This window comes from Salinisphaera sp., assembly GCF_035690525.1.
Lineage (GTDB): Bacteria > Pseudomonadota > Gammaproteobacteria > Nevskiales > Salinisphaeraceae > Salinisphaera.
This window is the reverse complement of the sequence record NZ_DASSKM010000195.1, coordinates 1-25,025: the sequence shown is the minus strand read 5'-3', so window position 1 is coordinate 25,025 and position 25,025 is coordinate 1. Positions and strand designations below refer to the sequence as shown.

The window sequence follows — 25,025 nt, the reverse complement described above, 5'->3', positions numbered from 1 at the left end:
GGCGTGGATGTCGTGGTCGGCCTGCGCGAGGGTTCGTCCTCCGAGAAGAAGGCCAAGGACGCCGGCCTGGCCGTGGCGGGCATCGCCGAGGCCACCGCGGCCGCCGATGTCGTTATGCTGCTCACGCCCGACGAACACCAGCTTGCGCTGTATAACGAGGTGATCGAGCCGAACATAAAGCAGGGCGCCACGCTCGGCTTCGCGCACGGTTTCAATATCCATTATCAGCTCATCCAGCCCCGGCCCGATCTCGACGTGATCATGATCGCGCCGAAGGGCCCCGGTCATCTGGTGCGCACCACTTACCAGAACGGCGGCGGCGTGCCGAGCCTGATCGCGGTCTATCAAGATGCCTCCGGCCAGGCCAAGGATGTCGCGCTGGCCTATTCGGTGGCCAACGGCGGCGGCCGGGCCGGCGTGATCGAGACCAGCTTCCAGGCCGAGACCGAGACCGATCTGTTCGGCGAGCAGTCGGTGCTCTGCGGCGGCATGGTGTCGTTGATCCAGGCCGGTTTCGAAACCTTGGTCGAGGCGGGCTACGAGCCGGAAATGGCGTATTTCGAGTGTCTGCACGAGGTCAAGCTGATCGTGGACCTGATCTACGAGGGCGGCATCGCCAACATGCGCTACTCGATCTCCAACACCGCCGAGTATGGCGATATCTCGCGCGGTCCGCGGTTGATCACCGACGAGACCCGCGCCGAGATGCGCCGCATGCTCACCGAAATCCAGAACGGCAGCTTCGCGCGCGAGTTCATCGCCGAACACCAGGCGGGCAGCCCCATGCTCAAGGCCGGCCGCCGCATCGCCGCCGACTCCGAACTCGAGCGCGTGGGCGAAAAACTGCGCGGCATGATGCCGTGGATCGCCAAGGACAAGATCGTGGACAAGACGCGTAACTGATACGCGCCTTGTCCTGTCCGGACGCGAGTCGAAGCGAGCGATCGGTATGCAGCGCAAGACGCTGTTCCATATTGTCCCCGAAGGCTGGCTGATCCTGTTCGCGTTGGCGATCATATTCCTGATCGTCAACGCCGGGATCGGCGTATGGGCGGCGTTGCCCGTGCTGGTCGCCATGGCGATCTGTGTCCTGTTCTTCCGCGACTCGCCGCGCAACGTACCGGCCGAGCCGCTGTCGGTGATCGCGCCGGTGGACGGCATCGTCGTCCACCGGCGCGAATGCTACGACCCCTACCTCGATCGCGAGGCGGTCAAGATCGCGATCCGGGTGAACCCTTTCGGCGCCTATCTGCTGCGCTCGCCGGTCGAGGGTACGGTGGTGGAACTGGCCGGCGAAGCCGTCGAGCGGGTTGGCGGCGCCGTCTCCATGATCCGTACCGACGAGGGCGACGAACTGGTGGTGGCGATCCGGCACGGCAGCCTGCTGGGTCAGCGCCCGTATCGCAGCGGCTACGGTGAACGCGTGGGCCAGGGCCGTTGTTGCGGCAATCGCCGGTTGGCCCGGCGGATCGAAATTCTGTTGCCGGTGAATTCCCGCATGGAGGTCGAACTCGGCGATCACGTCCGCGCCGGCGCCTGCGTGCTGGCCCGGCTCGTACACAAGCAGAACGGCAGTTGCCGGGCCGGAATCGATGCCAGGCGGACATCCCTGGACGGCGCCGCGTGATCCGTCTGTCGCCGCCCGCCAAGCGAGAGCGGCGGCTGATGCTTTAAACTAATCTTATGTCAGAACCCGACAGCGAATCCGGCAGCCGTCGCAAGCGCGGCATCTATCTGCTGCCGAATCTATTCACCACCGGCACCCTGTTCGCCGGTTTTTATTCCATTATCGCCGCCACCCAGGATCGCTTCGCCGCGGCCGGCCTCGCCATCTTCGTGGCCATGCTCACCGACATGCTCGACGGGCGCGTCGCGCGGCTGACCAACGCCGAGTCGGACTTCGGCATTCAGTACGACAGCCTGGCCGATCTGGTCGCATTCGGTCTGGCCTCGGGCCTGCTGGCCTATATGTACAGCCTGCATACCTTGGCCGCCTACAGCGATACGATAGGCAAGCTGGGCTGGCTGGCCGCGTTTTTCTATACCGCCGCGGCGGCGCTCCGGCTGGCGCGGTTCAATATCACCCGCGGCGATCCGGTGGAAAAGACGGTCTTTCTCGGTCTGCCGAGCCCGGCGGCGGCCGGGCTGTTGGTCGGTTTCGTCTGGGTCGGCGCCGATTTCGGCATCTCGGGCGGTACGCTCGTGATTCCGGTCTTCCTGCTGACCGTGGGCGCGGGCGTGCTGATGGTATCGAACGTCAGCTACAACAGCTTCAAGGATTTCAATATCCGCGACCGGGTGCCGTTTCGCTACATCCTGTTCATCGTGATCGCTTTCGTACTGATCATGCTTGATCCGCCGCGCATTCTCTTTCTCGGCTTTCTGGCCTACGCGGTGTCGGGGCCGATCATGGCGCTGCGTCGACGCCGGCGCTCTCGCTCCGGTTATTCATAAGGTTTGTTGCCGGCGGGCTGTGCGGTGCAGCACCCGCGATCCAATGGCGGTATCGATCGATGCAAACGGAGCGCGGCCGATGAAACCTATGCTTTTCTCCACCGGCGGCGTCCGATCCGCGTGATAAGCGCCGGGCCGGAATCCACACGTCGTCCGGCAGCATCCGCCGGCGACGGCGCCGTGCTGATCATGGCGCTGTTGGCGCTTGGCGCGGCGATGCTGGTGGCGCGCGTGCTGCCGCTGGGCGCCAGCGAAGCCGCGGCGCTCGGCTGGTTGCAGGCCGTGCAGGTGCCGGGAACGGGCTGGGGCGAGCCGTTTCGTCATCTCGTGGCGCGCGGCGCGGCAAACGATCAGCCGATGGTCGCGCTGGTCGTGGCCGCGCTGTTGGCCAAGGCGATCCCATTCATCGATACCTTGTTTGCGCTGCGGCTGCCGGACGTACTGGCGGCCGGCCTGGTCGCGGGCGGCCTCGTGCGGTGCGCCGAAACGCGCGCGCTCGGGGTGCTCGCCGCCATTGTCTTCGTCGCCTCGCCGGCGCTTTGGGCCATGGTGGTCGGCCCGCCCGGGCTGATGGTGGACGCCGGGGCGGCGCTGCTGTTGTACGAAAGTGTTCGTGCGGCGCCGGTACGAAGCCGTTCGATCGCGTTGATCGGAGCCGTCGTGGGCCTGGGCCTGCTGATAGCGAACGGCGCCGGCGTGTATGCGATCGCGGCTGCGGGCGGCGCGTATCTGCACACGGGCTTCACACAGGGCGAATGGCGGCTCGCGGGCAACCTTCGCGTCACCGTGCTGGCTGCGTTGTCGATCGCCGGATTGACGCTCACGGATGTGCTCGGGCTGCCCGATATCGATCGCGCGGCGGCGCTCGGCCATACGCTGTCCACGGCCGCCGCTCGCAGTGGCTTGAACATGCCGGGCGCGTTGGCCGCCGCGATCGTGATCGTGGCCAGCTTGATCGCGATTGGCGCGACCGTCCGGCGCCCCCGGGGCCAGCCGGGTCATTGCCTGCTGGTTCTCGTGGTCGGCTTCGTCGTTCTGATTACGGCGGCTGCGACACCCCCGATCGCCGCCGTCGCGCTTGCGCCGTTCGTGGTGCTCTGGTGGACGGCGCCGCTGGCGCACGGCGAGCGCGATCGCTGGGCGCGTTGGGTCGGCGTCGTTTATACGTTGCTGGCGTTGGCCGCCGTGGCCGGTTTATTGCTTGCCGGGCGCGCCGAGCCGGTCAGCGCGGCCTGGCCGGCGCGGGCGAGCGTGATCGCGGCGTTGCTGCTCGCGCTCGGCGCGCTCGTCGCACTGCGGCATGTCCGTCGTGACGGCTCGTCGGCCGCGCTGGCGCTGGCGATGGCCGCGGTGATCGCCGCGGGATCGCTATGGCTCGCGCCGCCGCAACAGTTGCTTCGCCAACGCGGCTTCGATCGGGCGCTGGCGCATACGTTGAGGCCGCTCGTCACCCGGCCGACCGCGGTGCTCGCGCCGGTCGGCGCGCCGCTTTGGCGAGCCGAACTGGGTCGGCCGGTGTTCACCGCGCGCAGCTTGGCAGGGCTTTGCCGCTGGGCGGCCGGGCAGACCGGCGCGCAGCCGCCGTTGGCCCTGGTGCGCCCCGGGGCGACCGACGCCGTTCTCGCGCGCTTCGCCAACGCCCGTCTGGTCGCGCAGTCGCCCGGTACGCCGCGTACTTCGGTGATGGTGATCGAACTCGGTAGCGCCGCTGCGCACGGCTGCCACGCGCCCGACTAGGCGCGCGCGAGACTGGCAAAAGTCGGCAAACCGTTTAGGCTTTCATGCATGACCTCGGATACACGCCGCGACCCATACCTCAGCGCGCTCGGTCTGACCGACTGGCAGTATCGCGCCGGAGGGCCGCTGGATACCAAGCCGGCGCCGGAAACCGATTCGCGGCCCGCGCCGCCCGATGCCGGGGAGGCCGCGCCGGACGGCATGAATTGGGACGAGTTGGAGGCGTATCTCGCGCGGCGGGATCATCGCGGCGCCAACCGCCCGGTTTTCGGCGTCGGCGCGCGCGATGCCCAGGTGTTGATCGTGGGCGAGGCGCCGGGCGCAAACGAGGACGCCCAGGGCGTGCCGTTCGTCGGCCGCGCCGGCAAGCTGCTCGACCGGATGCTGTTCGCGATCGATTGCTCGCGCGCGACCAATGTCTATATCACCAACATCTGCAAGTTCCGGCCGCCGGACAACCGGGACCCGACGCCGGACGAGGTGGCCGCCGATTGGCCGATTCTCGAACGCCAGATCGATCTGATGGCGCCTCGTCTGGTGGTGGCGGTGGGGCGCGTGGCCGCGCAAACGCTACTCGACTGCCAGACGCCGCTCGGCAAGCTGCGCGGTCGGCTGCACCGGTATCCCCGCCGCGATCTCGACGTGCTCGTGACCTATCACCCGGCGTTTTTGCTGCGCAGTCCGCAGCAGAAGAGCAAGGCCTGGGTCGATCTGAAGATGATCGCCCGGCACATCCGTAATCCAGGCCGATGAGCGCGGCGGCCGACGATCTCTGGCGCATCCGCCGCATGCGGCCGCGCGATATCGACGCGGTGGTGGCGATCGAACGTTCGGCCTACGATTTTCCCTGGAGCGAGCGGATCTTCCGCGACTGCCTGCGCGTCGGCTATCGGGCCTGGGTGGTCGATCGTCCGGGGCTCGAGGTCGCCGGCTACGCGCTGGCCTCGATCGCGGTCGGCGAGGCGCACCTGCTCAACCTGTGCGTGGCGCCGGTCGCGCGTGGCCACGGGGCTTCGAGCCGGCTACTCGAGGCCGTGATCGCGCAGGCGTCGCACGAGCGCGCCGGCGAGCTGTTTCTCGAGGTGCGGCCGTCGAATAAACCGGCGCGACGCCTGTACGCCCGCTACGGTTTCCAGACCCGGGGGCGCCGTCCGAACTACTATCCGAACCGGCGCGGGCGCGAGGACGCATTGTTGCTGTCGAAGGTGCTCCCGATTTGAGCGGCGCGCGCGGCAACCGGCGCGGCCGGCTCGGCTGGGCGTTCTACGACTGGGCCAACTCGGCGTTCGCGACCACGGTGATCGCCGGTTTCTTTCCGGTGTTCTTCAAGACTTTCTGGAGCGCGGGCTCTCCGGCCGAGACAAGTACGCTGCAGCTCGGCATAGGCAGCGCGCTGGCGAGTTTGGTGGTGCTGTTCGCGGCCCCGCTGGCCGGCGCGATCGCGGACCACGGGCACCGCAAGAAGGCCGGTCTCGCGATCGCGACCGCGCTCGCCGTGGCGGCCACGGCGGCGCTGTTCTGGGTCGGCCGCGGCCAGTGGCTGACCGCGATGATGCTGTTCGTTATCGCCTCGATCGGTTTCTTCATGGCCATGGTGTTCTACGACAGCCTGATCGTGGATGTGGCCGCGCCGGCCGACTACGACCGCGTGTCGGCGCTGGGCTACGGTCTGGGTTATCTCGGCGGCGGTGTGCTGCTGGCGATCAACGTGGCGATGACGCTCGAACCCCATTGGTTCGGTTTGGTCGATCGGGCGGCGGCCGTACGCTGGTCGTTTCTGAGCGTGGCCGTATGGTGGGCGCTGTTCTCGATTCCGTTGTTCGTCACGGTGTCCGAGCCGTCGTCGCGGACCGCGCCCGGCGCCCGGGACGCGCTGCGCGCCGGGCTCGCCGAACTGGCGGTCACCGCGCGCGATATTCTGAGCCGGCGCGAAGTCTGGCTGTTTCTGCTCGCCTATTGGCTGTATATCGACGGCGTGCACACCATCATCCGCATGGCCGTGGATTTCGGGCTGTCGCTCGGTTTCGGTCAGCAAAGCTTGATCGTGGCGCTGTTGTTGGTTCAGTTCATCGGCTTTCCGGCGGCGGTCGGTTTCGGCTGGCTGGCTTCGTTTTGGGACACCAAAAAGGCCATCTATCTCGGTCTCGCCGTATACGCCGGCATCACCGCCTGGGGCTATTTCCTCACCGCGGTGTGGCAGTTCTATGTCATGGCCGCCGCGATCGGGCTCGTCCAAGGCGGTGTGCAGTCGTTGTCCCGCTCGTATTTCGCGCGCCTCATCCCCGAGAATAAAGCCGGCGAATACTTCGGCGTTTACAACATGATGGGCAAGTTCGCGGCCGTGATCGGACCGGCCCTGGTCGGCGTCACCGCCGCCGCCACCGGCAGCGCACGGCTGTCCATCGTCTCGATCGTGATCCTGTTCGCCGTCGGCGGTTTTCTGCTCACGCGGGTGGATGCGGGGCGTGCGGCTGTGGTCGAAGGCCGCCAGGCCTGATGGAATTGGGGCCGGGCGCACGTCGGCTGATTCATGCAGCTTTAGCGATCCATATCCGGCGGCGCCTTCAGCCAGGCTTCGACTTGCGGCGGCAGGTCGCGCGGTTGCGGATCGTAGCCCTGGGCACGCAGCCAGTCGCGCACGGCCAGGCCGGTGCCGCCGGGCCAGTATTGGGCCTCGTGCTTGGCGACGTGAAACCACTCCGCCAGCTCTTCGTTGAGCGCGATCTCGCCGTGGCCGACCAGATGATAAGCCAGCAGGAGCTGATTCTTGCGCGCAAAGCCGTAGGCGCCGATGAATTCCGTGATCTCGGCTTCGATGCCGAGTTCCTCGGCCACCTCGCGCACCACGCCGTCGGCCGGTTCCTCGCGCGGCTCCAGAAAGCCGGTGATCAGGCCGTACATACCGTGCGGCCACTGCACGTTGCGGGCGAACACGAGCTGCCCCTGGTGCTCGACCACCGCCGCCACCACCGGAATCGGATTGTCCCAGAAGATGAAGCCGCAGTCGTCGGCCGGGCAGGCCAGGCGATCGACAGCGGCGATTTCGCGCAGCGCCAGAGGGGTGGCGCAAATGGGACAGTAGCGACGTGGATCCATGGTGGCTCCTTTGCTCATCCGCGCCGCCGCGGCCGGAAGCGGCGGGCGCGGCGAATGAAGGCGCGATGTTCTCGCAGGCGCACGCCCGATGCATAGCGTAACCGCGAATAGCGGGCCGCGAGATCCGTGATCGTCGCGGCCAGATCCGGCCGGCGCGCGGCCACGCGGTCGGCATAACGGTCCGGCGCCTCGCCGGTGTGCCGGGCGAGGCCGATGCGCGCCAACCGTCGGCACAGTTTCTGCCAGGCGCGTACCGCCGGATCGGGTTCGCGGATCTCGCGCATGCGCCAGGCTAGCCACAAGGAAACAAGCGCGAGCACGCCGACGACGAGCGCGGTCAGCACCGCGATCGCCGCGCCGAAGCCGGCCAGGCCGAGCGCGCCGAACAGCCGTTGCTGCAATGCCGGGCCGTAAGCGAGAAACCAGCGGTTCCAGCCGGTATCCACGGCGTCCCAGAACATGCGCGCGTGGTACCAGGCGTCGCGGCCGTGGCCACCGGCCATGTAAGGCAGATCGCCGGTATCCGCGACCGCGGCTCGGATACCGGCGCGAACGCGTTCCGGGGCCGCCGCGGCGGTCGGGTCCGCACGCACCCAGCCGGCGCCGGCGAGCCACACTTCGGACCAGGCGTGCGCATCCGAATCGCGCACGATCCAGTAGTCGCCCAGCGGCGCGTGCTGGGCGCCCTGGTAGCCGGTGACCACGCGCGCGGGCACGCCGGCGGCGCGCATGAGGAAGGTAAACGCGCCCGCGAAGTGCTCGCAGAACCCGGCGCGGGTGGAGAACAGAAAATCGTCCACGCTGTCGTCGCGTGAGGTGCGCGGAGGGCTCAGGGTGTAGCGAAAACCGCCGCGGCGGAAGAAATCGAGCGCGCTGTGTACGACCGCGCGCGCGGTGCCGGTTCGCTGCGCCCAGCGCCGGGCCAGGGCCCGCGCCCGGGGGTTGCCGTGGGCCGGCAGTGCCAGCGCGCGGCGCCGCGCGGCCGGGGCGAGATGCGCATCGAGGGTGTAGGTGACGGCCGAGCGTGCGACATAACGAATGCGCCGGTCGATCGGCGCCGGCGCGACCCAATTGCCGCCGGGCGCGCGGCGGTGGCGATGGACGGTATCCAGAGGCATGTCCAGTGCGATCAGCCAGGGTTGGTGGCTGGGCTCGAGGGTGATGTCGGTCCGAACCGTTGGCCCGTCGGCGCTGATCTCGGGCGGTGCGAGATCGCGTGCGACGTCCGCGCCGGTATGCCAGGTGCCGTGGTCGAAATCCCATAGCACCGGGCCGCGCCAATAGCGCTCGACCGGCGGCGGTACGGGCCCGTCGAAGCGGACACGAAAGGCGACCGCGCCCGAGCGCGCCAGCGCCGCGATCGAGCCCGGCGTCATATGATCCGACAGGCCGGTTCGTGCGCGCTCGCCACCGGCGGTAGGCAGGCCCCAGAGCGGACCGGGCAGACGCGGAAACAGCACGAACAGCGCCGCCGCCACCGGGATCGCGAGCGCGAGTAGACGCGCGGATTCCGCGGCCGACGCGGCGATCGGGGTATCGTCGCCGGCGTGAATGTGCACGAAAGCGGCCACCACCAGCCAGCATCCGGCGATCAGGTAGGCGGCCATCGCCGGCGATTGCGAGAACAGGAACTGGGTCACGAGCACAAAGCAGCACAGCGCCAACACGATCACCACGTCGCGATAACGGATCGTCTCGGTGAGCTTGAGGGCGAGCATCAGGACCAGCAGCGCGACCCCCGCGGTCTGGCCGTTGATGCGACCAAAGCCGAGCAACACCGCGGCCACGGCGGCGAAGCTAAGCAGGCCGCGCAGCAGCGCGGACGGGGCGGCGTAGCCCAGCAACAGCCGCAGTCCGTTCCATGTCAGCACGGCGGCCGTGGCCAGGCTGACCCAGACCGGCAGGTGCAGCGCGTGCGGTAGGCAGATCACGGCGACCAGTGCGGTCAACCCCATACGTTCGCCACGGCCCGGTGCGGCCGATGATGTGCCGTGACTACGCCGGTCCGGCATCAGAACAACGCCAACGCTTCGAGACAGGCGCGGCGGTGGGCGGGGCCGCGCGCCGGGCCGAGCGTTGCCCGCGGCAATTTCAGGCCATAGGCATGCCCGGCCGCTTCGGCCTCGACCACCCAGAATGCGAGCTGCGACAACCGCGCCTCGGGTGCCAATACACCGAGTGCGGCGTAATCGAACCAAGGGGCCGGCGCTCGGCTGTTGTTTTGTTCGGTGATCAGCAGATCGTCGGTCCGGGCGCTGGCTTTCCAGTCGATACGGCGCAGCGAATCGCCGCTCTGGAAACGTCGATGCCCGGCGAAGGTCGCGTCCCCGCTGTGGGTGTCGACCGCCCGGCCATCGCCCGTGGTGTGATTCGAGACCGGCCGGCCGAGGCGATCGACCGGAGTGGGGTAGACCAGGATGTGCGCGGTCGGGCTCGCGTGGCTCCAGCAGCGAAACAATCCCATCGGATAGCGGCTCGTGATCGTCAGGCGGGAGCAGGCCAGCCGGCCACGGCCGATCGTCGGCGCGTGCACAGCCGCGCTAGCGGCGTGATCGCGCGCCACGGTGAGCGGGCGGCCGGTGCGCGTGGCGCCGCCGGATAGCGCCAGGCCGCGACGGGGCAGGCGCGCCCGGCTGGTGATCTCGACGTGAAAGACCGCGGTTTGGCCGGCGAACACGGGCTCGGCCGTGACCGCGGCGAGTTCGATGCCGGCGAGGTTGCGATGGGCCCGATGCATGGACACCAGCGCGGCCGCCGCCAGCCAGAACGTGAGCGTAAAGGCCAGATTGTTGCCGTAGTTGGTGGCGCCGGCGAGCATGACGACGAGCAGCACGCCGAACAGGGCGCCGGTCGCGCTCGGCAGCATATACACCCGGCCGCCCGGTATTCGCAACGGCGGCTGGCCGCCGGGGGCGCGCCGCCGGATGGATGCGCCGATTCGTTGGCCGAGCCGTCGGCCGAGGAACACTAGACGTCAACGACCGCCAGCAGATGCGCCGACGGTTTGGCGGCGCCGTGCTCGCGCCGTGCGAGCCGGTGGTCCACGACGGCCGGCAGCACGGCCTGGACGTCGTCGGGCACGACATGGTCGCGGCCGTCGGTCAGCGCCCAGGCCTGGGCGGCGCGGCGCAGCGCCAGTCCGCCGCGCGGCGACAGGCCGTGTGCGAACTCGCCGGTTCGCCGGCTACGCTCGATCAGGGCCTGCAGGTAGTCGAGCAGGGCATTGCTGAGGCCGACACTTGCGACCGCCTGTTGCCAGTCGATCAGGTCGTTGGGCCCGGCCACGGGCGCGAGCCGATCGTTACGGGACCCGGACCTTAGCTCGTTGCCGGCGAGCAGGCGGCGCTCGGCCGCGCGCGACGGGTAGCCGAGCGCGATCCGCATCAGGAACCGATCGAGCTGTGAGTCGGGCAGGGTGAAGGTGCCGCTGTGATCGACCGGATTCTGGGTCGCCAGGACGTTGAAGGGCGCCTTGAGAACATGGGTCACGCCTTCGATGGTGACCTGGCGTTCGGCCATCGCTTCCAATAGCGCGCTCTGGGTGCGTGGGCTGGCGCGGTTGATCTCGTCGGCCAGCACCAGTTCGGAGAAGATCGGGCCCGGCCGGAACACGAATTCGGCCTCGTTTCGATCGAACACCGATACGCCGAGAATATCGCTGGGCAACAGGTCGGAGACGAACTGGATACGCGAGAACGCCAAGCCCAGCGTGTCCGCCAAGCCGTGCGCCAGCGTGGTCTTACCCACGCCCGGGATGTCCTCGATCAGCAAATGCCCGTCGGCCAGCAAACAGGCGAGCGCCAGACGTATCGCATGATCCTTGTCGTAGAGGCGGCGGCCGATCGCGCGCCGGGCGCGATCCAGCGTACCGGCAATCGCCGCGCGATCGACGCTTGCGAGCGAGGGCTGAAAATCGGGCGGCATGTTTCGCTCGGGCGATGACGACATGCCCCAAGCCTATCGGAGCCGGCGCGCGAAGGCACCCGGCGGGCGCGCAGCGCGGCGTCAGTCGTGATGGTCGATGGAGTCGCGGTGCGTCGAGTCGCGCCGCTCCGGCTTGCGCCGGTATTCGCCCTCGATCGTGTCCTCATCGCCACCGCCGAACGGGCCGCGGCCGGGCGTGAGAATGACGACGCGTGAAAGTAGCATCCGCGCCAGACGCTCGCGCAATTTCGGAATCAACAACAGAAAACCGAGCGTATCGGAGATGAACCCGGGTGTGATCAGCAGCAAACCGGCCAGAAGCAGGGCGGCGCCGTCGAGCATCGGCAACGCCGGCGCTTCGCCGCGCGCCTGGGCCGAGCGGATGCGGTTCATTACCCCCAGCCCCTGACGCCTTACGAGTTGGCTGCCGATGAAGGCGGTCAGCAGCACCAGCGCGATGGTTGGGATCACGCCGATGATCCCGCCGATCTTGACCAGCAGGAACAGCTCGACGATCGGCGCGATGATGAACAGCAGTAGCAGTCGCGCGGCCATAATGAAACCTCGTTCGGTACGCCGACGCCCGGCGCTCTCCTCGTTGCTTGTGATGTGGTGCCGGATATGGCGTAGGCAAGGAGTCCCTGAACGCGGTCTAGAGCGCCGCGATTCGGCCGCGCTGCGCGCTGAGCTCGGCGTGTTCGCGCTCCAGTTCCTCGGCTTGTGCTCGCGCCTTGTCGACGACCTCGGCCGGCGCCTTGGCCACGAACGAATCGCTGGCCAGGCGGCCGCGCAGGCCGTTCAGATCCTTGTCGAGCTTGGTGAGGCGCTTATCCAGCCGGGCCAGTTCGGCCTCGGTGTCGATCAGGCCGGCCAGCGGCACGCGCAGCTGCATGTCGCCGACGAGCGCGACCGCCGATTCCGCAATTTCGGCGGCCGGCAATTCGTCGATCGATTCCACGCCGGCCAGGAAATCGATGGCCGCGCGATGCGTGGCGAGCCGTTCGCGATCCGTGGCGAGCGCGTTGGCGACGATTACCGGGATCTTTTGCCGCGGCGCGATATCCATTTCGCCACGGATCGTTCGCAGGCCATTGATGACTTTCTTCAGCCATTCGATCTCGGCCTCGGCGGTCGCGTCGATACGTGATTCATTGGCGGCCGGGTAGGCTTGCAGCGAGATGCTTTCGCCGTTCGGGTGCAGGGCCGCGCCGCGCGCCAGCGGTGCCACGCGCTGCCAGATCTCCTCGGTGATGAACGGCATCAAGGGATGCAACAGGCGCAGCGTGGTCTCCAGCGTGCGTACCAGCGTACGCCGGGTGCCGGACTTGGCCGCGTCCGAGGCGTCGCCCGACAGCACCGGCTTGATCAGTTCCAGATACCAATCGCAGAAGTGATGCCAGATGAAATCGTGGATCGCGTTGGCCGCCAGATCGAAACGATAGCTCTCGAAGTGCATCGCCATGTCGGCCTCGAGCCGCTGCAGGCTTGATACGATCCAGCGGTCCGCCGTAGACAGTTCGACGGCGTCGTCGTCGGCCGCGAAATCGTCGGGCACTTGCATCAGCGCGAAGCGCGCCGCGTTCCAGAGCTTGTTGCAGAAATTGCGATAGCCTTCGACCCGGCCCAGATCGAAGCGGATGTCACGGCCGTAGGAGGCAAGCGAGGCGAAGGTGAAGCGAAGGGCGTCCGTGCCGTAGGCGGCGATGCCGTTCGGGAATTCGCGGCGCGTGGCTTTCTCGACCGCCGCGGCCTTGGCCGGCTGCATCATGCCCGAGGTGCGCTTGGCCACCAGCGATTCCAAATCGATGCCGTCGATCAGGTCGATCGGGTCCAGGACATTGCCCTTGGACTTGGACATCTTGGCGCCTTCGGCATCACGCACCAGACCGTGGATATAGACCTCGCGGAACGGCACGTCGCCCATGAATTCCAGACCCATCATGATCATCCGGGCGACCCAGAAGAAGATAATGTCGAAGCCGGTGACCAGCACATTGGTCGGATAGAAAGTCTGGAGCGCATCGGCGTCCTCGGGCCAGCCGAGCGTGGAAAACGGCCACAGCGCGGACGAGAACCAGGTGTCGAGCACATCCTCGTCTTGGGTCAGCGTGACCTCGGCCGACAGACCGTTGTCCGCGCGCACTTCGGCTTCCGAGGCGCCGACATACACGTTGCCGGCGTCGTCATACCACGCCGGGATACGATGGCCCCACCAGAGCTGGCGCGAGATGCACCAGTCCTGGATGTTGCGCATCCATTCGAAATAGGTTTTGGCCCAGTTCTCGGGGATGAAGCGGATACGGCCGTCCTCGACCGCCTCGATCGCCGGCTTGGCGAGCGTTTTCGCATCGACGAACCACTGATTGGTCAGCATCGGCTCGATCACGTCGCCCGAACGATCGCCGTAGGGCTGCATGATCTTCTTGTCCTCGACGGTGATCATCAGGCCATCGGCGTCGATCGCTTCGACGATCCGTTTGCGTGCCTCGAAGCGATTCAGGCCGCGATACTCGTCGGGCACCAGATTGATGGCGTCGACCGTCATGGCATCCGGGGTGTCGCCCGACGCCACGATCGCGGCGGCCTGAAATTCGGCCTGGGTTGCGGCCTCGGCGTAGGACGCGCCGTCGGTGCGCAGCGTGGCCGATTCGTCCATCAGCCGGTACATCGGGATACCGTTACGCTTGGCGACTTCGTAGTCGTTGAAGTCGTGCGCGCCGGTGATCTTGACCGCGCCGGAGCCGAAGTCCGGGTCCGGGTATTCGTCGGTGATGATCGGGATCAGGCGGCGCTGGCCTTTCGGTCCCACCGGAATTTCACAGCGCAGCCCCACGAGCGGCGCGTAACGCGCATCGTCCGGGTGCACCGCGATCGCGCCGTCGCCCAGCATGGTCTCCGGGCGCGTGGTGGCGATCGAGATATAGTCGCGCGTTTCGCGGAAGGTCTCGTCGCCGTTCTCGTCGGTCTCGATGTAGTCGTAGGTGGCGCCGCCTTCCAGCGGATACTTGAAGTGCCACATGTGGCCGTCGACCTCGACGTTCTCGACCTCGAGATCGGAGATCGCGGTATGCAGCACCGGGTCCCAGTTGACCAGCCGCTGGCCGCGGTAGATCAGGCCCTTGCGGTACAGGTCGATAAAGACCTTGGCGACCGCCTTCGACAGGCCCTCGTCCATGGTGAAGCGCTCGCGCGACCAGTCCACCGAGGCGCCGAGCCGGCGCATCTGGGTGGTGATATGACCGCCGGACTCGGCCTTCCACTGCCAGATGCGATCGACGAAGGCTTCGCGACCCATCTGGTGGCGCGAACTGCCCTCGGCTTCGACTTGGCGCTCGACCAGCATTTGGGTCGCGATGCCGGCGTGGTCGGTGCCCGGCTGCCAGAGCGTGGGCACGCCGCGCATTCTGTGATAGCGGGTCAGGGCGTCCTGGAGCGTGTCGTCCAGCGCGTGGCCCATATGTAGACGGCCGGTGACGTTGGGCGGCGGCAGCATGACGCAGAAGGCCTCGCCCGGCGCCGACATGTCCGGAGCAAAATATCCGCCTTGCTCCCAGACGGGATACCACCGGGCTTCGATCGCGTGCGGGTCGAAGGTCTTGTCCATCTCGGCCATGGAAGGTCTCTTTGTGGGGGTGTCGCGGCAGATCGACCGACCCTTTCCGCAAAAACGGCCGCAAAACGGCCGAGCCGTGTTCCGGGCCCGGCTGCCGAAGTGCGTCGAGCGCTCAGCGGGCGGGGATCTTGTGCGTTGTCAGCTGATAGCCGCGATCCTTAAAAAAACGATATCGGTGGCGTGCCGCCGCCATCGACTCGGGGCCCACGATCTCGTTGTGCCGTGCGAAGCGCGAGAAGAAGCCGCCGACTTCGCCGCCGACGTTGAGCAGAATATCGTCGAAGCCGGCCGGCGGCTCGCCGGCGCCGATGACTACAGGTGTGAGATCGTCGTCGGGCGCCAGCGCGTCGGTCGCCGTATGCGGCACGAAACTGCCCTGGCGGAACTGCCAGAGCATGTTGTCGAGTGCGGCGGTCTGGGCGGCATCCGCTACGTGGATGAACACCCGATGGCCCTCGCCGTGGGCCTTCTCGGCCAGCCGGCAGGCGAAATGCGCCGTGGCATCCGCGGCTTCGTCTTCCAGAATATAGAAGAAGACTTCGGTCATCGGGTGTTTCTATGCGGTCTAGGAGCCTGTCGGACTCGGGGGTTCGTAGCGAGCATGGTGGGACGGCGAGCAGAAATTTTCACGATTTTGAGGCGCATAGTGGTTCTACGTAACGAAAAATCGGGGAAATTTATGCCGGTGTCCCACCAGCGCAGTAGAATCATCCTGAGTTCGGCGGGCTCCTAGCTCTGTTGCGTGCGGTCGATCAGGTACTGCGTCAGCAGGCCGACCGGGCGCCCGGTCGCGCCTTTTTCCTTGCCCGACTTCCAGGCCGTGCCGGCGATATCCAGATGCGCCCAGCGCAGCTTGCGCGCAAAGCGATGCAGGAAGCTGGCCGCGGTGATCGAGCCGCCGGCGCGCCCGCCGACGTTGGCCATGTCGGCGAAGTTAGAATCCAGATCCGACTGGTAATCCTCCCACAGCGGCATCGGCCAGGCGCGATCGCCGATCGTGTCGCCGGCATCGCGCAGGGCGCGGCGCAGCGGGCTGTTGTTGCCGTACAGCGCCGAGGCGTGATGACCGAGCGCGATCACGGCCGCGCCCGTAAGCGTGGCCATGTCCACGACCGCGTCGGCATCGTAGTTGCGCTCGACATAGGTCAGGGCATCGGCCAGCGCCAGCCGGCCTTCGGCGTCCGTGTTTAGGATCTCGATGGTCTGGCCCGACATGCTGGTCAGGATGTCGCCCGGCTTATAGGCGTTGCCGTCCGGCAGGTTCTCGGTGGCCGCGATCACGCCGACCAGATTGATCGGCAGATCGAGTTCCACCGCGGCCTGGACCGCGCCGAACACGCTGGCGGCGCCGCCCATGTCGTATTTCATCTCGTCCATGGCCGCGCCCGGCTTCAGGCTGATGCCGCCGGCGTCGAACGTCACGCCCTTGCCCACCAGCACGGTCGGCTTGTCCGACTTCGCGCCGTTCATGTATTCCATGACGATGAACTTGGCCGGCTGCGACGAGCCGCGCGACACGCCGAGCAGGGCGCCCATGCCGAGCGCTTCCATGTCGGCTTCCTCGAGCACCTGGGTCTTGACGCTCTGCATGCGCCCGGACAGCGCCGTGGCCTGTTCGGCCAGATAGGCCGGGGTACAGATATTGCCCGGCATGTTGGCCAGATCCTTGGCCAGCTTGACGCCGTTGGCGGTGGCCACGCCTTCGTTGACGCCGCGCTCGGCGGCCGGCAGATCGGAGCGGCGCGGCACCTGGAACACCAGCCGCGACAGTTTGCGGCTGTGTTTTTCGTAGTTCGGGCCCTTGCAGGCCTCGAATCGATAGAAGGTTTCCTCAACGGTCAGCAGGGCCTGCTTGACGCTCCAGCCGAAATCGTCGCGTCCGCGCACGTTGAGCTCGGTGAGATAGAACGCCGCGTCGACACCGCCCATGGTATCGAGCTCGGCGGCGGCGGCCGCACAGGCTTTTTGATAGGCGCGCGTATTGAAGTCGCGTTCCTTGCCGCAACCCACCAGCAGGATACGATCACAGAACAGATCATCCAGGCCGTGTAACAGCGTGGTCTGCCCGAGCTTGCCGTCCATGTCGCCGCGGCGCATGACCGAGGCAATCAAACCGCCGCTGGTCGCGTCCAGCGCCTCGGCTTGCGTCGAAGGCTTGCGGCGGTCGAAGATACCGACGATCACGCAGCCGACCCGCTGCTTTTCGGGGCTGCCGCTCTTGACGAGATATTCCATGCGTTGCTCCTGCAAAACCGATAATCCTGAGTTGTCGTTGGCGCGCGTTGACAGTTTCGTGAACCTGCAAAAGAAGCGCTTAAGGACTGATCGAATGATTCGAAAGCGCGAATTTTACATAAATTTTCGAAAAAATCATCCCCCGGCATGCTCATCGCTGCCAAATGAAACATTCCATCTTTTGCCCGGGTCCGGCCGTTCATGCCTAGTGTGATTTTTCGCCATCTGTTCGGCGAGACCGCCAAAACCTGGCTGATCATCACCGCGGTCCTGGTGTTTCTGACGCTGGGCATCGGTCTCTCGCGCTTTATCGGCGATGCGGCGGCCGGCCAGGTGCCGGTCGACACGGTGGCCACGCTGGCCGCGCTCAGCGTGGTCGGCAACCTCGATATCGTGATGCCGGTTTCGGTATTGCTCGCCATCATGTTGGTCGTCGGCCGTCTCTGCCGGGATAACGAGATGGCCGCATTGATGGCCGGCGGTGCGGGCCTTGCCGTGATCTATCGTCCGTTTATCGCGCTTGCCACGCTGATCGCGCTGTTTGCCGCCACGATGTCGATTATCGTTGCGCCGCATGCCCAGCGCGCAATGAACCGGCTCGGCGCCGAGACCGCGGCCAACGCCGTGCAGTCGGTCACGCCCGGGCGGTTCGTCAGTTTCGATGACGGCCGGATCTCGTTCTATGCCGAAAGCCGGGATGACCAGGGCCGCCTGCACAACGTCTTCGTACGTGTGCTGCACTCGCAGAAAGGCCCCGATCGCCAGATCATCGTCACCGCCGCCACCGCGCGCCAAAGCGTCGACGAACAGCATGCGGTGACCCTCGTATTGTCCGACGGCTGGCGTTACGAGGGCGTGCCGGGGCAGGCGGACTACCGCGTCATCCGTTTCGACGAGCACGGCGTGCGCTTGTCGCCGGCGCGCGCGATCCAGAACGACGACTACGACGCCATGTCCACCCTCACGCTGATGCACAGCGACGACTTGCAAGCGATATATAAGTGGCAGACCCGGATCTCGGTGCCGCTGTCCATCCTCATTCTGGCGTTGATCGCCCTGCCGATAGGCCGGGTGCCGCCGCGGGCCGGCCGCTACGGGCGCGTGATCGTGGGCATCCTATTCTTCGTGGTCTATCTGAACCTGGTGCGTCTGTCCGGGCAGGCGATCGAGAACGGCCTGCTGCCGCCGGCGATCGGCGAATGGTGGGTGCACGTGGTGGTGCTGGCGATCGCGATCGGATTGATCGCGCGTGAGAACGGCTGGCCGCGCCGGCGCCGGCGCCGACGTGGAGGGGCGGCATGAACCTGATCATCGACCGCTATATCGCGCGGGCGATTTTGGCCGCGACCGGGGTCGTGGCGGGGGTGATCGCGGGGCTACTCTCGCTGATGCTTTTCATCAACGTTGTCGACGACATCGGCGACGGCAGTTTCGGCTTGGCCAAGGTGCTGATCTGGTGCGTGCTGATGCTGCCGACACGCATTTATCTCGTGCTGCCGGTGGTTTCGTTGCTCGGGGCGTTGCTCGCGCTCGGCGCGCTGGCGGCCGGCAGCGAATTGGTCGTCATCCGTAGCGCGGGCGTGTCGATGAAGCGGCTGGCCGTATCGGTGGGGATCGCCGGGCTGGTACTGGCGCTGATCACGGTGGCGCTCGGCGAACTGGCGGCCCCGCTCGGGGTGCAGAACGCCACCATGCTGCGCGACAAGGCCCGCCACGGCGAGGCGCGCCGCTCGGTCGACAACGGGCTGTGGCTGCGCCATAACGGTTATATCCTGCGGATCGATTCGGTGTTGCCGGGCGGTCGCATCAAGGGGTTGGACGCTTATCGGCTGAACGACGACGGCCAGCTCCAACTCGCCGTATCGGCGGACAACGCCCACGTCGACGGCAAGAAACTGGTGATCGACAACCCGCGCATCACGCGGCTGTCGCTCGAGCACAGCCGCACCGGCACACCGCCGCGGTTATCGCTGCCGATCGCCATCGAGCCGAATGTATTGCAACTGGCGGTTACCCAACCCGACGAACTTTCCTCCTACGGGCTGTGGCAATACATCAATTATCTCGATGCCAACGACATCGACGCCGACGACTATAAATTGGCGCTATGGCGCAACATCGTGACCCCGTTCACGGTATGGGTGCTGGTGATCTTCGCGTTGCCGTTCGCCTTCGGCTCGCTGCGCAGCGCCAGTGCGGGCCAGCGCCTGTTCATGGGCGGGTTGATCGGCCTGTTGTTCTTTCTGGTCAACGAGATCATCGCTTCCACCGGGCCGGTCTACGGTATCCCGCCGTGGGTGGCGGCGAGTCTGCCGACCGTGTTGCTCGCCGGCGGCACCGGATACTGGATGCACCGGCTGAATTGACGGCGCCGTCATACGTCCACGCCGGTGACCCGCGGCAGCCGGTCGAACCACGGCGCGGCGCGCTCGAGTTGCGCGGCGAGCCGGAACAGCAGGGTCTCGCCGCCGGGCGGGGCGACGAACTGGCTGCCCAGCGGCAGCCCCGATGCGCCGATGTACAGCGGAACCGACATCGCCGGCGCGCCGGTCAGGTTGGCGAGCTGGGTGAACGGTACGTGGCGCAGGTTCTCGTGCGCCATGCGATCGACGATGCCGGAGGCGAGCAGGACGCGCGCGCTGGGCAGCCGCAGCAGCGGGCGCAGCACGGCCTGTTGCCAGCCGGGCGTGGCCAGCTCGCCGATCGCGACCGGCGGGCCGGCCAGCGTCGGGAGCAGCAACAGATCATAGTCGGCATGAAAAGCGGCGAGTGCCTGCCGATAGCCCAGCCAGCGGCCGTGTATGGTGCTGTATTCGATCGCCGACAGACTGCGCCCGAGGTGAGCCATGGCGCGGGTGTCGAGCTCGAACTCGTGGGCGCGCGCGCCGGTCGAAGCCCGCACCTCGTCCACGATGCGCGCCATTTGTACGAACCACATCGACAGAAAGTCCTGACACAGCCGGGCGCCGTCGAGATCGGGGGCGGCCGCTTCGACCGCGTGGCCGAGATCGGTGAGCTGGGCGATCGTGTGCGCGAGTGCCGCGTCGGCTTCGGGGTGTAGCGGCTGTCCGAGCGGCGAGTCTTTCATTACGCCGATGCGCAGCGGTTTCGGATCGCGCTCGATCGCCTGGCGGTAGGGTTCGTCCGGGGGCGCGATACGCACGATCGCGCCGGGCTCGTAGCCGGCGGTGGCATCCAGCATGGCCGCGCTGTCGCGCACCGAGCGGCTGATGACATGGTCCACGGCGGCGCCGTGCATCATGTCGGTGCAATCCGGCCCGCCGGCAACGCGCGCCCGCCCCGGTTTGAGTCCGAACAGGCCGCAGCAGGCCGCCGGAATTCGGATCGACCCGCCGCCGTCGTTCGCACCGGCCATCGGTACCACGCCGGCGGCGACCGCGGCGGCCGAACCGCCCGACGAGCCGCCGGGCGTATGCCCGGGATGCCAGGGATTGCGCGTCGGGCCGTTCGCTTCGGGTTCGGTAATGCCTTTGGCGCCGAATTCCGGCGTGTTGGTCTTGCCGAAGATATTCACGCCGGCGGCGATGAATCGCCGCACGACTTCGGCGTGCACGGGCGGTTTGAAAGCGATGCGTTTGAGCGCGGCGTTGCCGTAGGTGGTCGGCACGCCGGCATAGTTCTGGAACAGGTCTTTGATCAGGAAGGGCGCGTGCGCGAACGGGCCCGATACTGCGGCGCCGGCGCGCTGGTCGGCGATCTCATCCATGCGATGGACCACACAGTTGAGCGTGGGATCGACGGCGTCCAGGCGTCGCCGCGCGGCGGCGAGTACCTCCGCGGGGGAGACTTCCCGGCGCGCGATCAGCTCGGCGAGACCGAGCGCGTCGTAGCGGACATAGTCGCGATGATCCATAGAGTGCCCCGCTTTTTTGACAAATCGACGAGCAATCGGCTGGCGCGCCCGGCGTCATGGCTGTTCATACGTTGTAAACTATAAAGCCACTATTTGAGCGGATCGGGGCAGATTGATTAAAGAACTAAGAAAGGTTGCACCGGACGAGCACGGCATCACGCGCGGCGATCTCAGCGAAGCGGCGTTGTCCGTGCTCGACGGTCTGCACGGCGCGGGCTACCGCGCCTGCCTGGTCGGCGGGGCGGTACGCGACCTGTTGCTGGGCGTGGCGCCCAAGGATTTCGACGTCGCCACCGACGCCGAGCCGGAGGCGGTGGTCGAGGTGTTCGGGCGCAAGGCGCGGTTGATCGGGCGACGGTTCCAGATCTGCCACGTGCGCTTCGGACGCGAGGTGGTGGAAGTCTCGACCTTCCGCGCCGATCCGGCCAATGCCGAAACCGAGGATACGCGCGAACTGGACCACGCCGGCCGTGTGCTGCGCGATAACGTGTTCGGCTCGATCGCCGAGGATGCGCGCCGGCGCGATTTCGCGATCAACGGTTTGTATCTGGATATCGCCGATCTGTGCATCTACGACTATGTGTCGGGCCTGGCCGACATCGAAGCGCGCCGCCTGCGTCTGATCGGAGATGCGCGCGTGCGTTACCGCGAGGACCCGGTGCGCATGATTCGTGCCGTGCGCATCGCGGCCAAGCTGGATCTCGCGCTCGAGGCCGCCGCCGAGCCGCCGGCCGATATGATCGATCTGCTGGCCGACGTGCCCGCCGCGCGCATGTTCGACGAAGTGCTCAAGCTGCTCATGCATCCCGCCGGGCCCAAGGTCTATCGCATGCTGCGGCGTTATCGTCTGCTGCGCCCGTTGTTCGAGGATACCGCGGCGGTGTTGGACTCGCCGACTGGCGCGGCCAGCGAGGCCTTGATCGAACACGCCATCGCCAATACGGCGGCGCGTATAAAAGCGGGCAAGCCGGTCACGCCGGCGTTCATATTCGCGGCCCTGCTGTGGCCGGCGGTGCGCGAGGGGGCGGCCAATCTCGAGCGCGAAGGCATGCCGGCCGCGCCCGCGCTGGCGAGCGCGCAGGCCCAGGTGGTGTCGCGCCAAGTGCAGCGGGTGGCGATTCCCAAGCGATTTTCGATTCCGATGCGCGAGATCTGGCAGCTCCAGCCGCGTTTTCACAAACGCCGCGGCCGCCACCCGGAACGTCTGATCCCGCACCCGCGGTTCCGGGCGGCCTACGATTTTCTGCTGTTGCGCGCCCAGGTCGGCGAAGTCGAGCCGGAACTCGCCGAATGGTGGACCGTGATCCAGGACGATCCCTCGACGCCGAAACCGGCCTCGGGCGCCGGGGCGCGGCGACGCAACCGCCGCGGTGGCGGGCGCCGTCGCAAGACCGCCACGGTCGATTGAAGCCGATGGTCGACCGGCATATCGCCTGGATCGGCCTCGGCAGTAATCTCGATGATCCGGCCGGGCGGATCCGGCGCGGCGTGGCCGAAATCGCGGCCGCGCCGGGAATCGAGCTGTTGGCCGTGTCGCCGCTGTATCGCACCGCGCCGGTCGGCGGGCCGGCCGAGCAGCCGATGTTCTGCAACGCCGCGGCCGTGCTCGCGACCGAACTGACGCCACATGCGCTGCTCGACGCGTTGCAGGCGATCGAGGCCGCGCACGATCGCGTGCGCGATGTCCGCTGGGGGCCGCGCACATTGGATTTGGATATTCTGGCCTACGACGAGCGCCGCCTGGACGACCGCGATCTGTGTATTCCCCATCCGCGGGCGCACGAGCGGGGGTTCGTGCTCGCGCCGCTGGCGGATATCGCGCCGGCACTGAGGCTGGGCGCGCACGGCCGGGTGATCGATTGTCTGGCCCGCGTCGCACGCGACGATATCCAGCTATGGGAGACGAGCCCGTGAAAGCCGGCCGCTATATCGCCATCGAAGGCCCGATCGGCGTCGGCAAGTCGACGCTGGCGAACCGGCTCGCCCGCGATTTGGATGCCGGTCTGCTCGCCGAGGCGCCGGACGAGAATCCCTTTCTCGGCGATTTCTACGACCATCCCGCCGCGCACGCGCTCTCGGCTCAGTTGTTCTTTCTTTTACAACGGGCGCGTCAGGTGGATTCGTTGCGCCAGTCGGACCTGTTCGGGCGCGGCTGTGTCGCCGATTTCATGTTCGACAAGGACCCGTTGTTCGCGCGGCTGACGCTGTCGGGGCCGGAACTCGCGCTGTACGAAGATATCTATGCGCGGCTGGCCTGGGCCGCGCCTCTTCCCGACTGCGTGATCTATCTGGACGCCTCGCTGGATACGCTTATGGCGCGCATCGTCAAACGGGGGCGGGCGGCGGAAAACAACCTGGAACGCGACTATCTGGCGCGTGTGGTCGCGGCCTACCGCGCGCATTTCGCGGCCTACGACGCCGCGCCGATCATCCGCGTGGATGCCGAGGCGATGGACCTGATAGGCGACGAAAACGACTATCGTGCGGTGCTGGCGGCACTGGAGCGCCGCGAGAGCGAGCAGCGGCTGCCCCGGCGATTGAGCGCGATGCTATAGTCCGCGCCATGCATATCAGTCCCTATCCTCATCTGCAGCAGCAGAGTCGTAAACCGCTCACCATTGCCGATTTGGCGAACATGAAGGCCGAAGGCGAAAAAATCGCCAGCCTGACCTGCTACGACGCCAGCTTCGCCGCGCTCGAGGACCGCGCCGGAGTCGATCTGGTATTGGTCGGCGACAGTCTGGGCAATGTCGTCCAGGGCGCGGCCACGACGGTCGGCGTCTCGCTCGACGACATGGTCTATCACAGCCGGATCACCGCGGCCGGGCTGGAACGGCCGTTCTTGATGACCGATCTGCCATTCCTGTCGTATGCGACCAAGGACGCGGCCCTGGCCGGCGCGCATCGCCTGATGGCCGAGGGCGATGCCAAGATGGTCAAGATCGAGGGCGGAGCGGAAATCGCCGAGACCGTCGATCACCTGGCGACTTACGGGGTGCCGGTTTGTGCCCACCTCGGGTTGCGCCCGCAATTGGTGCACAAGCTGGGCGGATTCAAGGTCCAGGGCCGCGACGAGGCCGCGGCCGAGGCGATGTGCCGGGATGCGGCCACGCTCGAACAGGCCGGCGCCGATCTGCTGCTGCTCGAATGCGTGCCTTCCGCGCTGGCCGCCCGCATCACGGCCGCGGCGAAGGTGCCGGTCATCGGCATCGGCGCGGGCCCGGATACCGACGGCCAGATCCTGGTGATCTACGACATCCTCGGACTGTCGCCGGGCAAGAAGCCGCGTTTTGTGAAGAACTACATGCAGGACGCCGACGGGCTGGACACGGCCACCGCCGATTACGTGGCGGCGGTGAAGGATCGCCGCTATCCGGCGCCGGAGCACGGCTTCAACTAGATTCCCGGGACGGCTTGTCGATGCAAGTGTTGAACACCATAGACGCGGTACGCCAATGGCGCGCCGGGGCGCACAATGTCGGCCTCGTGCCCACCATGGGCAATCTGCATGCCGGCCATTTGGCGTTGGTCGCGGCGGCGCGGGCGCGCTGCGATTGCGTGATCGCGAGCATCTTCGTCAATCCGTTGCAGTTCGGGCCGAACGAGGATCTGGCGACCTATCCGCGCACCCTCGACGCCGATCGCGCCGCGCTTACTCATGCCGGGGCGGATGCCTTGTTCGCGCCGGGCGTCGACGACATGTATCCCGAGGGCGGCAGCGCGACCACGATCGAGGTCGCCGGCATCACCGAAATGCTCTGCGGCCGCAGCCGGCCCGGCCATTTTCGCGGCGTGGCCACGGTGGTGAACAAGCTGTTCAATATCGTACGCCCGGACGCCGCGTTCTTCGGCGAGAAGGATTACCAGCAGCTCGCCGTGATTAAGCGCATGGTCGCCGATCTATGCATGAACGTGGCCGTCGAAGGCGTTCCGACGGTGCGCGACGACGACGGGCTGGCCTATGCCTCGCGCAACAACTATCTCGATAACGCCCAGCGCCGACAGGCGCTGGCGCTGTCCGCCGCGATCGCCGAAGTATGCGATCGCCTGGCGCGCGGCCAGCGCGACTTTCGGGCGCTGGAGGCGCGCGGC

General features: G+C 67.0%; 23 protein-coding genes. 14 read left to right on the top strand and 9 right to left on the bottom strand.

Annotated features, from left to right (window positions below):
* The 7 genes from ilvC to VFJ08_RS15115 form a co-directional block, all read left to right on the top strand.
* A partial coding sequence (gene ilvC / locus VFJ08_RS15145; protein ID WP_324998062.1) for a ketol-acid reductoisomerase occupies positions 1–903 on the top strand: 903 nt, incomplete at its 5' end.
* A 46-nt stretch (positions 904–949) separates the two neighbouring features.
* Positions 950–1,627, top strand: a complete 678-nt coding sequence (locus VFJ08_RS15140) for a hypothetical protein (RefSeq protein WP_324998061.1) — start codon at positions 950–952, stop codon at positions 1,625–1,627.
* Positions 1,628–1,683: 56 nt separating this feature from the next.
* Complete coding sequence (locus VFJ08_RS15135; protein ID WP_324998060.1) at positions 1,684–2,454, top strand: phosphatidylcholine/phosphatidylserine synthase; 771 nt, start codon at positions 1,684–1,686, stop codon at positions 2,452–2,454.
* A 120-nt stretch (positions 2,455–2,574) separates the two neighbouring features.
* Positions 2,575–4,191, top strand: coding sequence for a hypothetical protein (locus VFJ08_RS15130; RefSeq protein WP_324998059.1), 1,617 nt, complete (start codon positions 2,575–2,577; stop codon positions 4,189–4,191).
* Positions 4,192–4,239: 48 nt separating this feature from the next.
* A complete protein-coding gene (locus tag VFJ08_RS15125) occupies positions 4,240–4,944 on the top strand; it encodes a uracil-DNA glycosylase (protein WP_324998058.1) in 705 nt (234 codons plus the stop codon).
* A complete protein-coding gene (gene rimI, locus VFJ08_RS15120; protein ID WP_324998057.1) occupies positions 4,941–5,411 on the top strand; it encodes a ribosomal protein S18-alanine N-acetyltransferase in 471 nt (156 codons plus the stop codon). The genes VFJ08_RS15125 and rimI overlap by 4 nt, the downstream gene beginning before the upstream one ends.
* Positions 5,408–6,688 carry an MFS transporter gene (locus tag VFJ08_RS15115; RefSeq protein WP_324998056.1) on the top strand — a complete coding sequence of 427 codons (1,281 nt, stop codon included), beginning with the start codon at positions 5,408–5,410 and terminating at the stop codon, positions 6,686–6,688. The genes rimI and VFJ08_RS15115 overlap by 4 nt, the downstream gene beginning before the upstream one ends.
* Positions 6,689–6,729: 41 nt before the next feature.
* Here the strand turns inward: VFJ08_RS15115 and VFJ08_RS15110 are convergent, their stop codons facing one another.
* The 8 genes from VFJ08_RS15110 to VFJ08_RS15075 all read right to left on the bottom strand — a co-directional run bounded on the left by VFJ08_RS15110 (position 6,730) and on the right by VFJ08_RS15075 (position 17,059).
* Positions 6,730–7,287 carry an NUDIX domain-containing protein gene (locus VFJ08_RS15110; protein WP_324998055.1) on the bottom strand — a complete coding sequence of 186 codons (558 nt, stop codon included), beginning with the start codon at positions 7,285–7,287 and terminating at the stop codon, positions 6,730–6,732.
* A 14-nt stretch (positions 7,288–7,301) separates the two neighbouring features.
* Complete coding sequence (locus tag VFJ08_RS15105; protein WP_324998054.1) at positions 7,302–9,242, bottom strand: DUF3488 and transglutaminase-like domain-containing protein; 1,941 nt, start codon at positions 9,240–9,242, stop codon at positions 7,302–7,304.
* 56 nt (positions 9,243–9,298) lie between these two features.
* Positions 9,299–10,153, bottom strand: a complete 855-nt coding sequence (locus tag VFJ08_RS15100) for a DUF58 domain-containing protein (RefSeq protein WP_324998053.1) — start codon at positions 10,151–10,153, stop codon at positions 9,299–9,301.
* A gap of 101 nt (positions 10,154–10,254) precedes the next feature.
* A complete protein-coding gene (locus tag VFJ08_RS15095; protein ID WP_414707092.1) occupies positions 10,255–11,163 on the bottom strand; it encodes an AAA family ATPase in 909 nt (302 codons plus the stop codon).
* 129 nt (positions 11,164–11,292) lie between these two features.
* Positions 11,293–11,766: an FxsA family protein gene (locus VFJ08_RS15090; protein WP_324998051.1), complete on the bottom strand. Its 474-nt coding sequence runs from the start codon at positions 11,764–11,766 to the stop codon at positions 11,293–11,295.
* A gap of 97 nt (positions 11,767–11,863) precedes the next feature.
* Positions 11,864–14,815, bottom strand: coding sequence for a valine--tRNA ligase (locus tag VFJ08_RS15085; RefSeq protein ID WP_349257031.1), 2,952 nt, complete (start codon positions 14,813–14,815; stop codon positions 11,864–11,866).
* A gap of 121 nt (positions 14,816–14,936) precedes the next feature.
* A complete protein-coding gene (locus VFJ08_RS15080; RefSeq protein WP_324998049.1) occupies positions 14,937–15,371 on the bottom strand; it encodes a DNA polymerase III subunit chi in 435 nt (144 codons plus the stop codon).
* 182 nt (positions 15,372–15,553) lie between these two features.
* Positions 15,554–17,059: a leucyl aminopeptidase gene (locus tag VFJ08_RS15075; RefSeq protein WP_324998048.1), complete on the bottom strand. Its 1,506-nt coding sequence runs from the start codon at positions 17,057–17,059 to the stop codon at positions 15,554–15,556.
* A 201-nt stretch (positions 17,060–17,260) separates the two neighbouring features.
* Between VFJ08_RS15075 and lptF the strand changes: the two genes are divergently transcribed.
* A complete protein-coding gene (lptF, locus tag VFJ08_RS15070; RefSeq protein WP_324998047.1) occupies positions 17,261–18,361 on the top strand; it encodes an LPS export ABC transporter permease LptF in 1,101 nt (366 codons plus the stop codon).
* Positions 18,358–19,425 (top strand): LPS export ABC transporter permease LptG, encoded by a 1,068-nt coding sequence (gene lptG / locus VFJ08_RS15065; protein ID WP_324998046.1) that lies wholly within the window; start codon positions 18,358–18,360, stop codon positions 19,423–19,425. Before lptF ends, lptG begins: the two co-directional genes overlap by 4 nt.
* A gap of 8 nt (positions 19,426–19,433) precedes the next feature.
* Here the strand turns inward: lptG and VFJ08_RS15060 are convergent, their stop codons facing one another.
* On the bottom strand, positions 19,434–20,933 hold the full coding sequence (locus tag VFJ08_RS15060; protein ID WP_324998045.1) for an amidase: 1,500 nt from the start codon (positions 20,931–20,933) through the stop codon (positions 19,434–19,436).
* A gap of 112 nt (positions 20,934–21,045) precedes the next feature.
* Between VFJ08_RS15060 and pcnB the strand changes: the two genes are divergently transcribed.
* The 5 genes from pcnB to panC form a co-directional block, all read left to right on the top strand.
* On the top strand, positions 21,046–22,341 hold the full coding sequence (gene pcnB, locus VFJ08_RS15055; RefSeq protein WP_324998044.1) for a polynucleotide adenylyltransferase PcnB: 1,296 nt from the start codon (positions 21,046–21,048) through the stop codon (positions 22,339–22,341).
* A 5-nt stretch (positions 22,342–22,346) separates the two neighbouring features.
* Positions 22,347–22,847 carry a 2-amino-4-hydroxy-6-hydroxymethyldihydropteridine diphosphokinase gene (folK, locus tag VFJ08_RS15050; RefSeq protein WP_324998043.1) on the top strand — a complete coding sequence of 167 codons (501 nt, stop codon included), beginning with the start codon at positions 22,347–22,349 and terminating at the stop codon, positions 22,845–22,847.
* Positions 22,829–23,488, top strand: a complete 660-nt coding sequence (locus VFJ08_RS15045; protein WP_324998042.1) for a deoxynucleoside kinase — start codon at positions 22,829–22,831, stop codon at positions 23,486–23,488. Before folK ends, VFJ08_RS15045 begins: the two co-directional genes overlap by 19 nt.
* A gap of 8 nt (positions 23,489–23,496) precedes the next feature.
* Positions 23,497–24,333, top strand: a complete 837-nt coding sequence (panB, locus tag VFJ08_RS15040; RefSeq protein ID WP_324998041.1) for a 3-methyl-2-oxobutanoate hydroxymethyltransferase — start codon at positions 23,497–23,499, stop codon at positions 24,331–24,333.
* Positions 24,334–24,353: 20 nt separating this feature from the next.
* On the top strand, positions 24,354–25,025 hold a 672-nt coding region (gene panC / locus VFJ08_RS15035), incomplete at its 3' end, for a pantoate--beta-alanine ligase (RefSeq protein ID WP_324998040.1).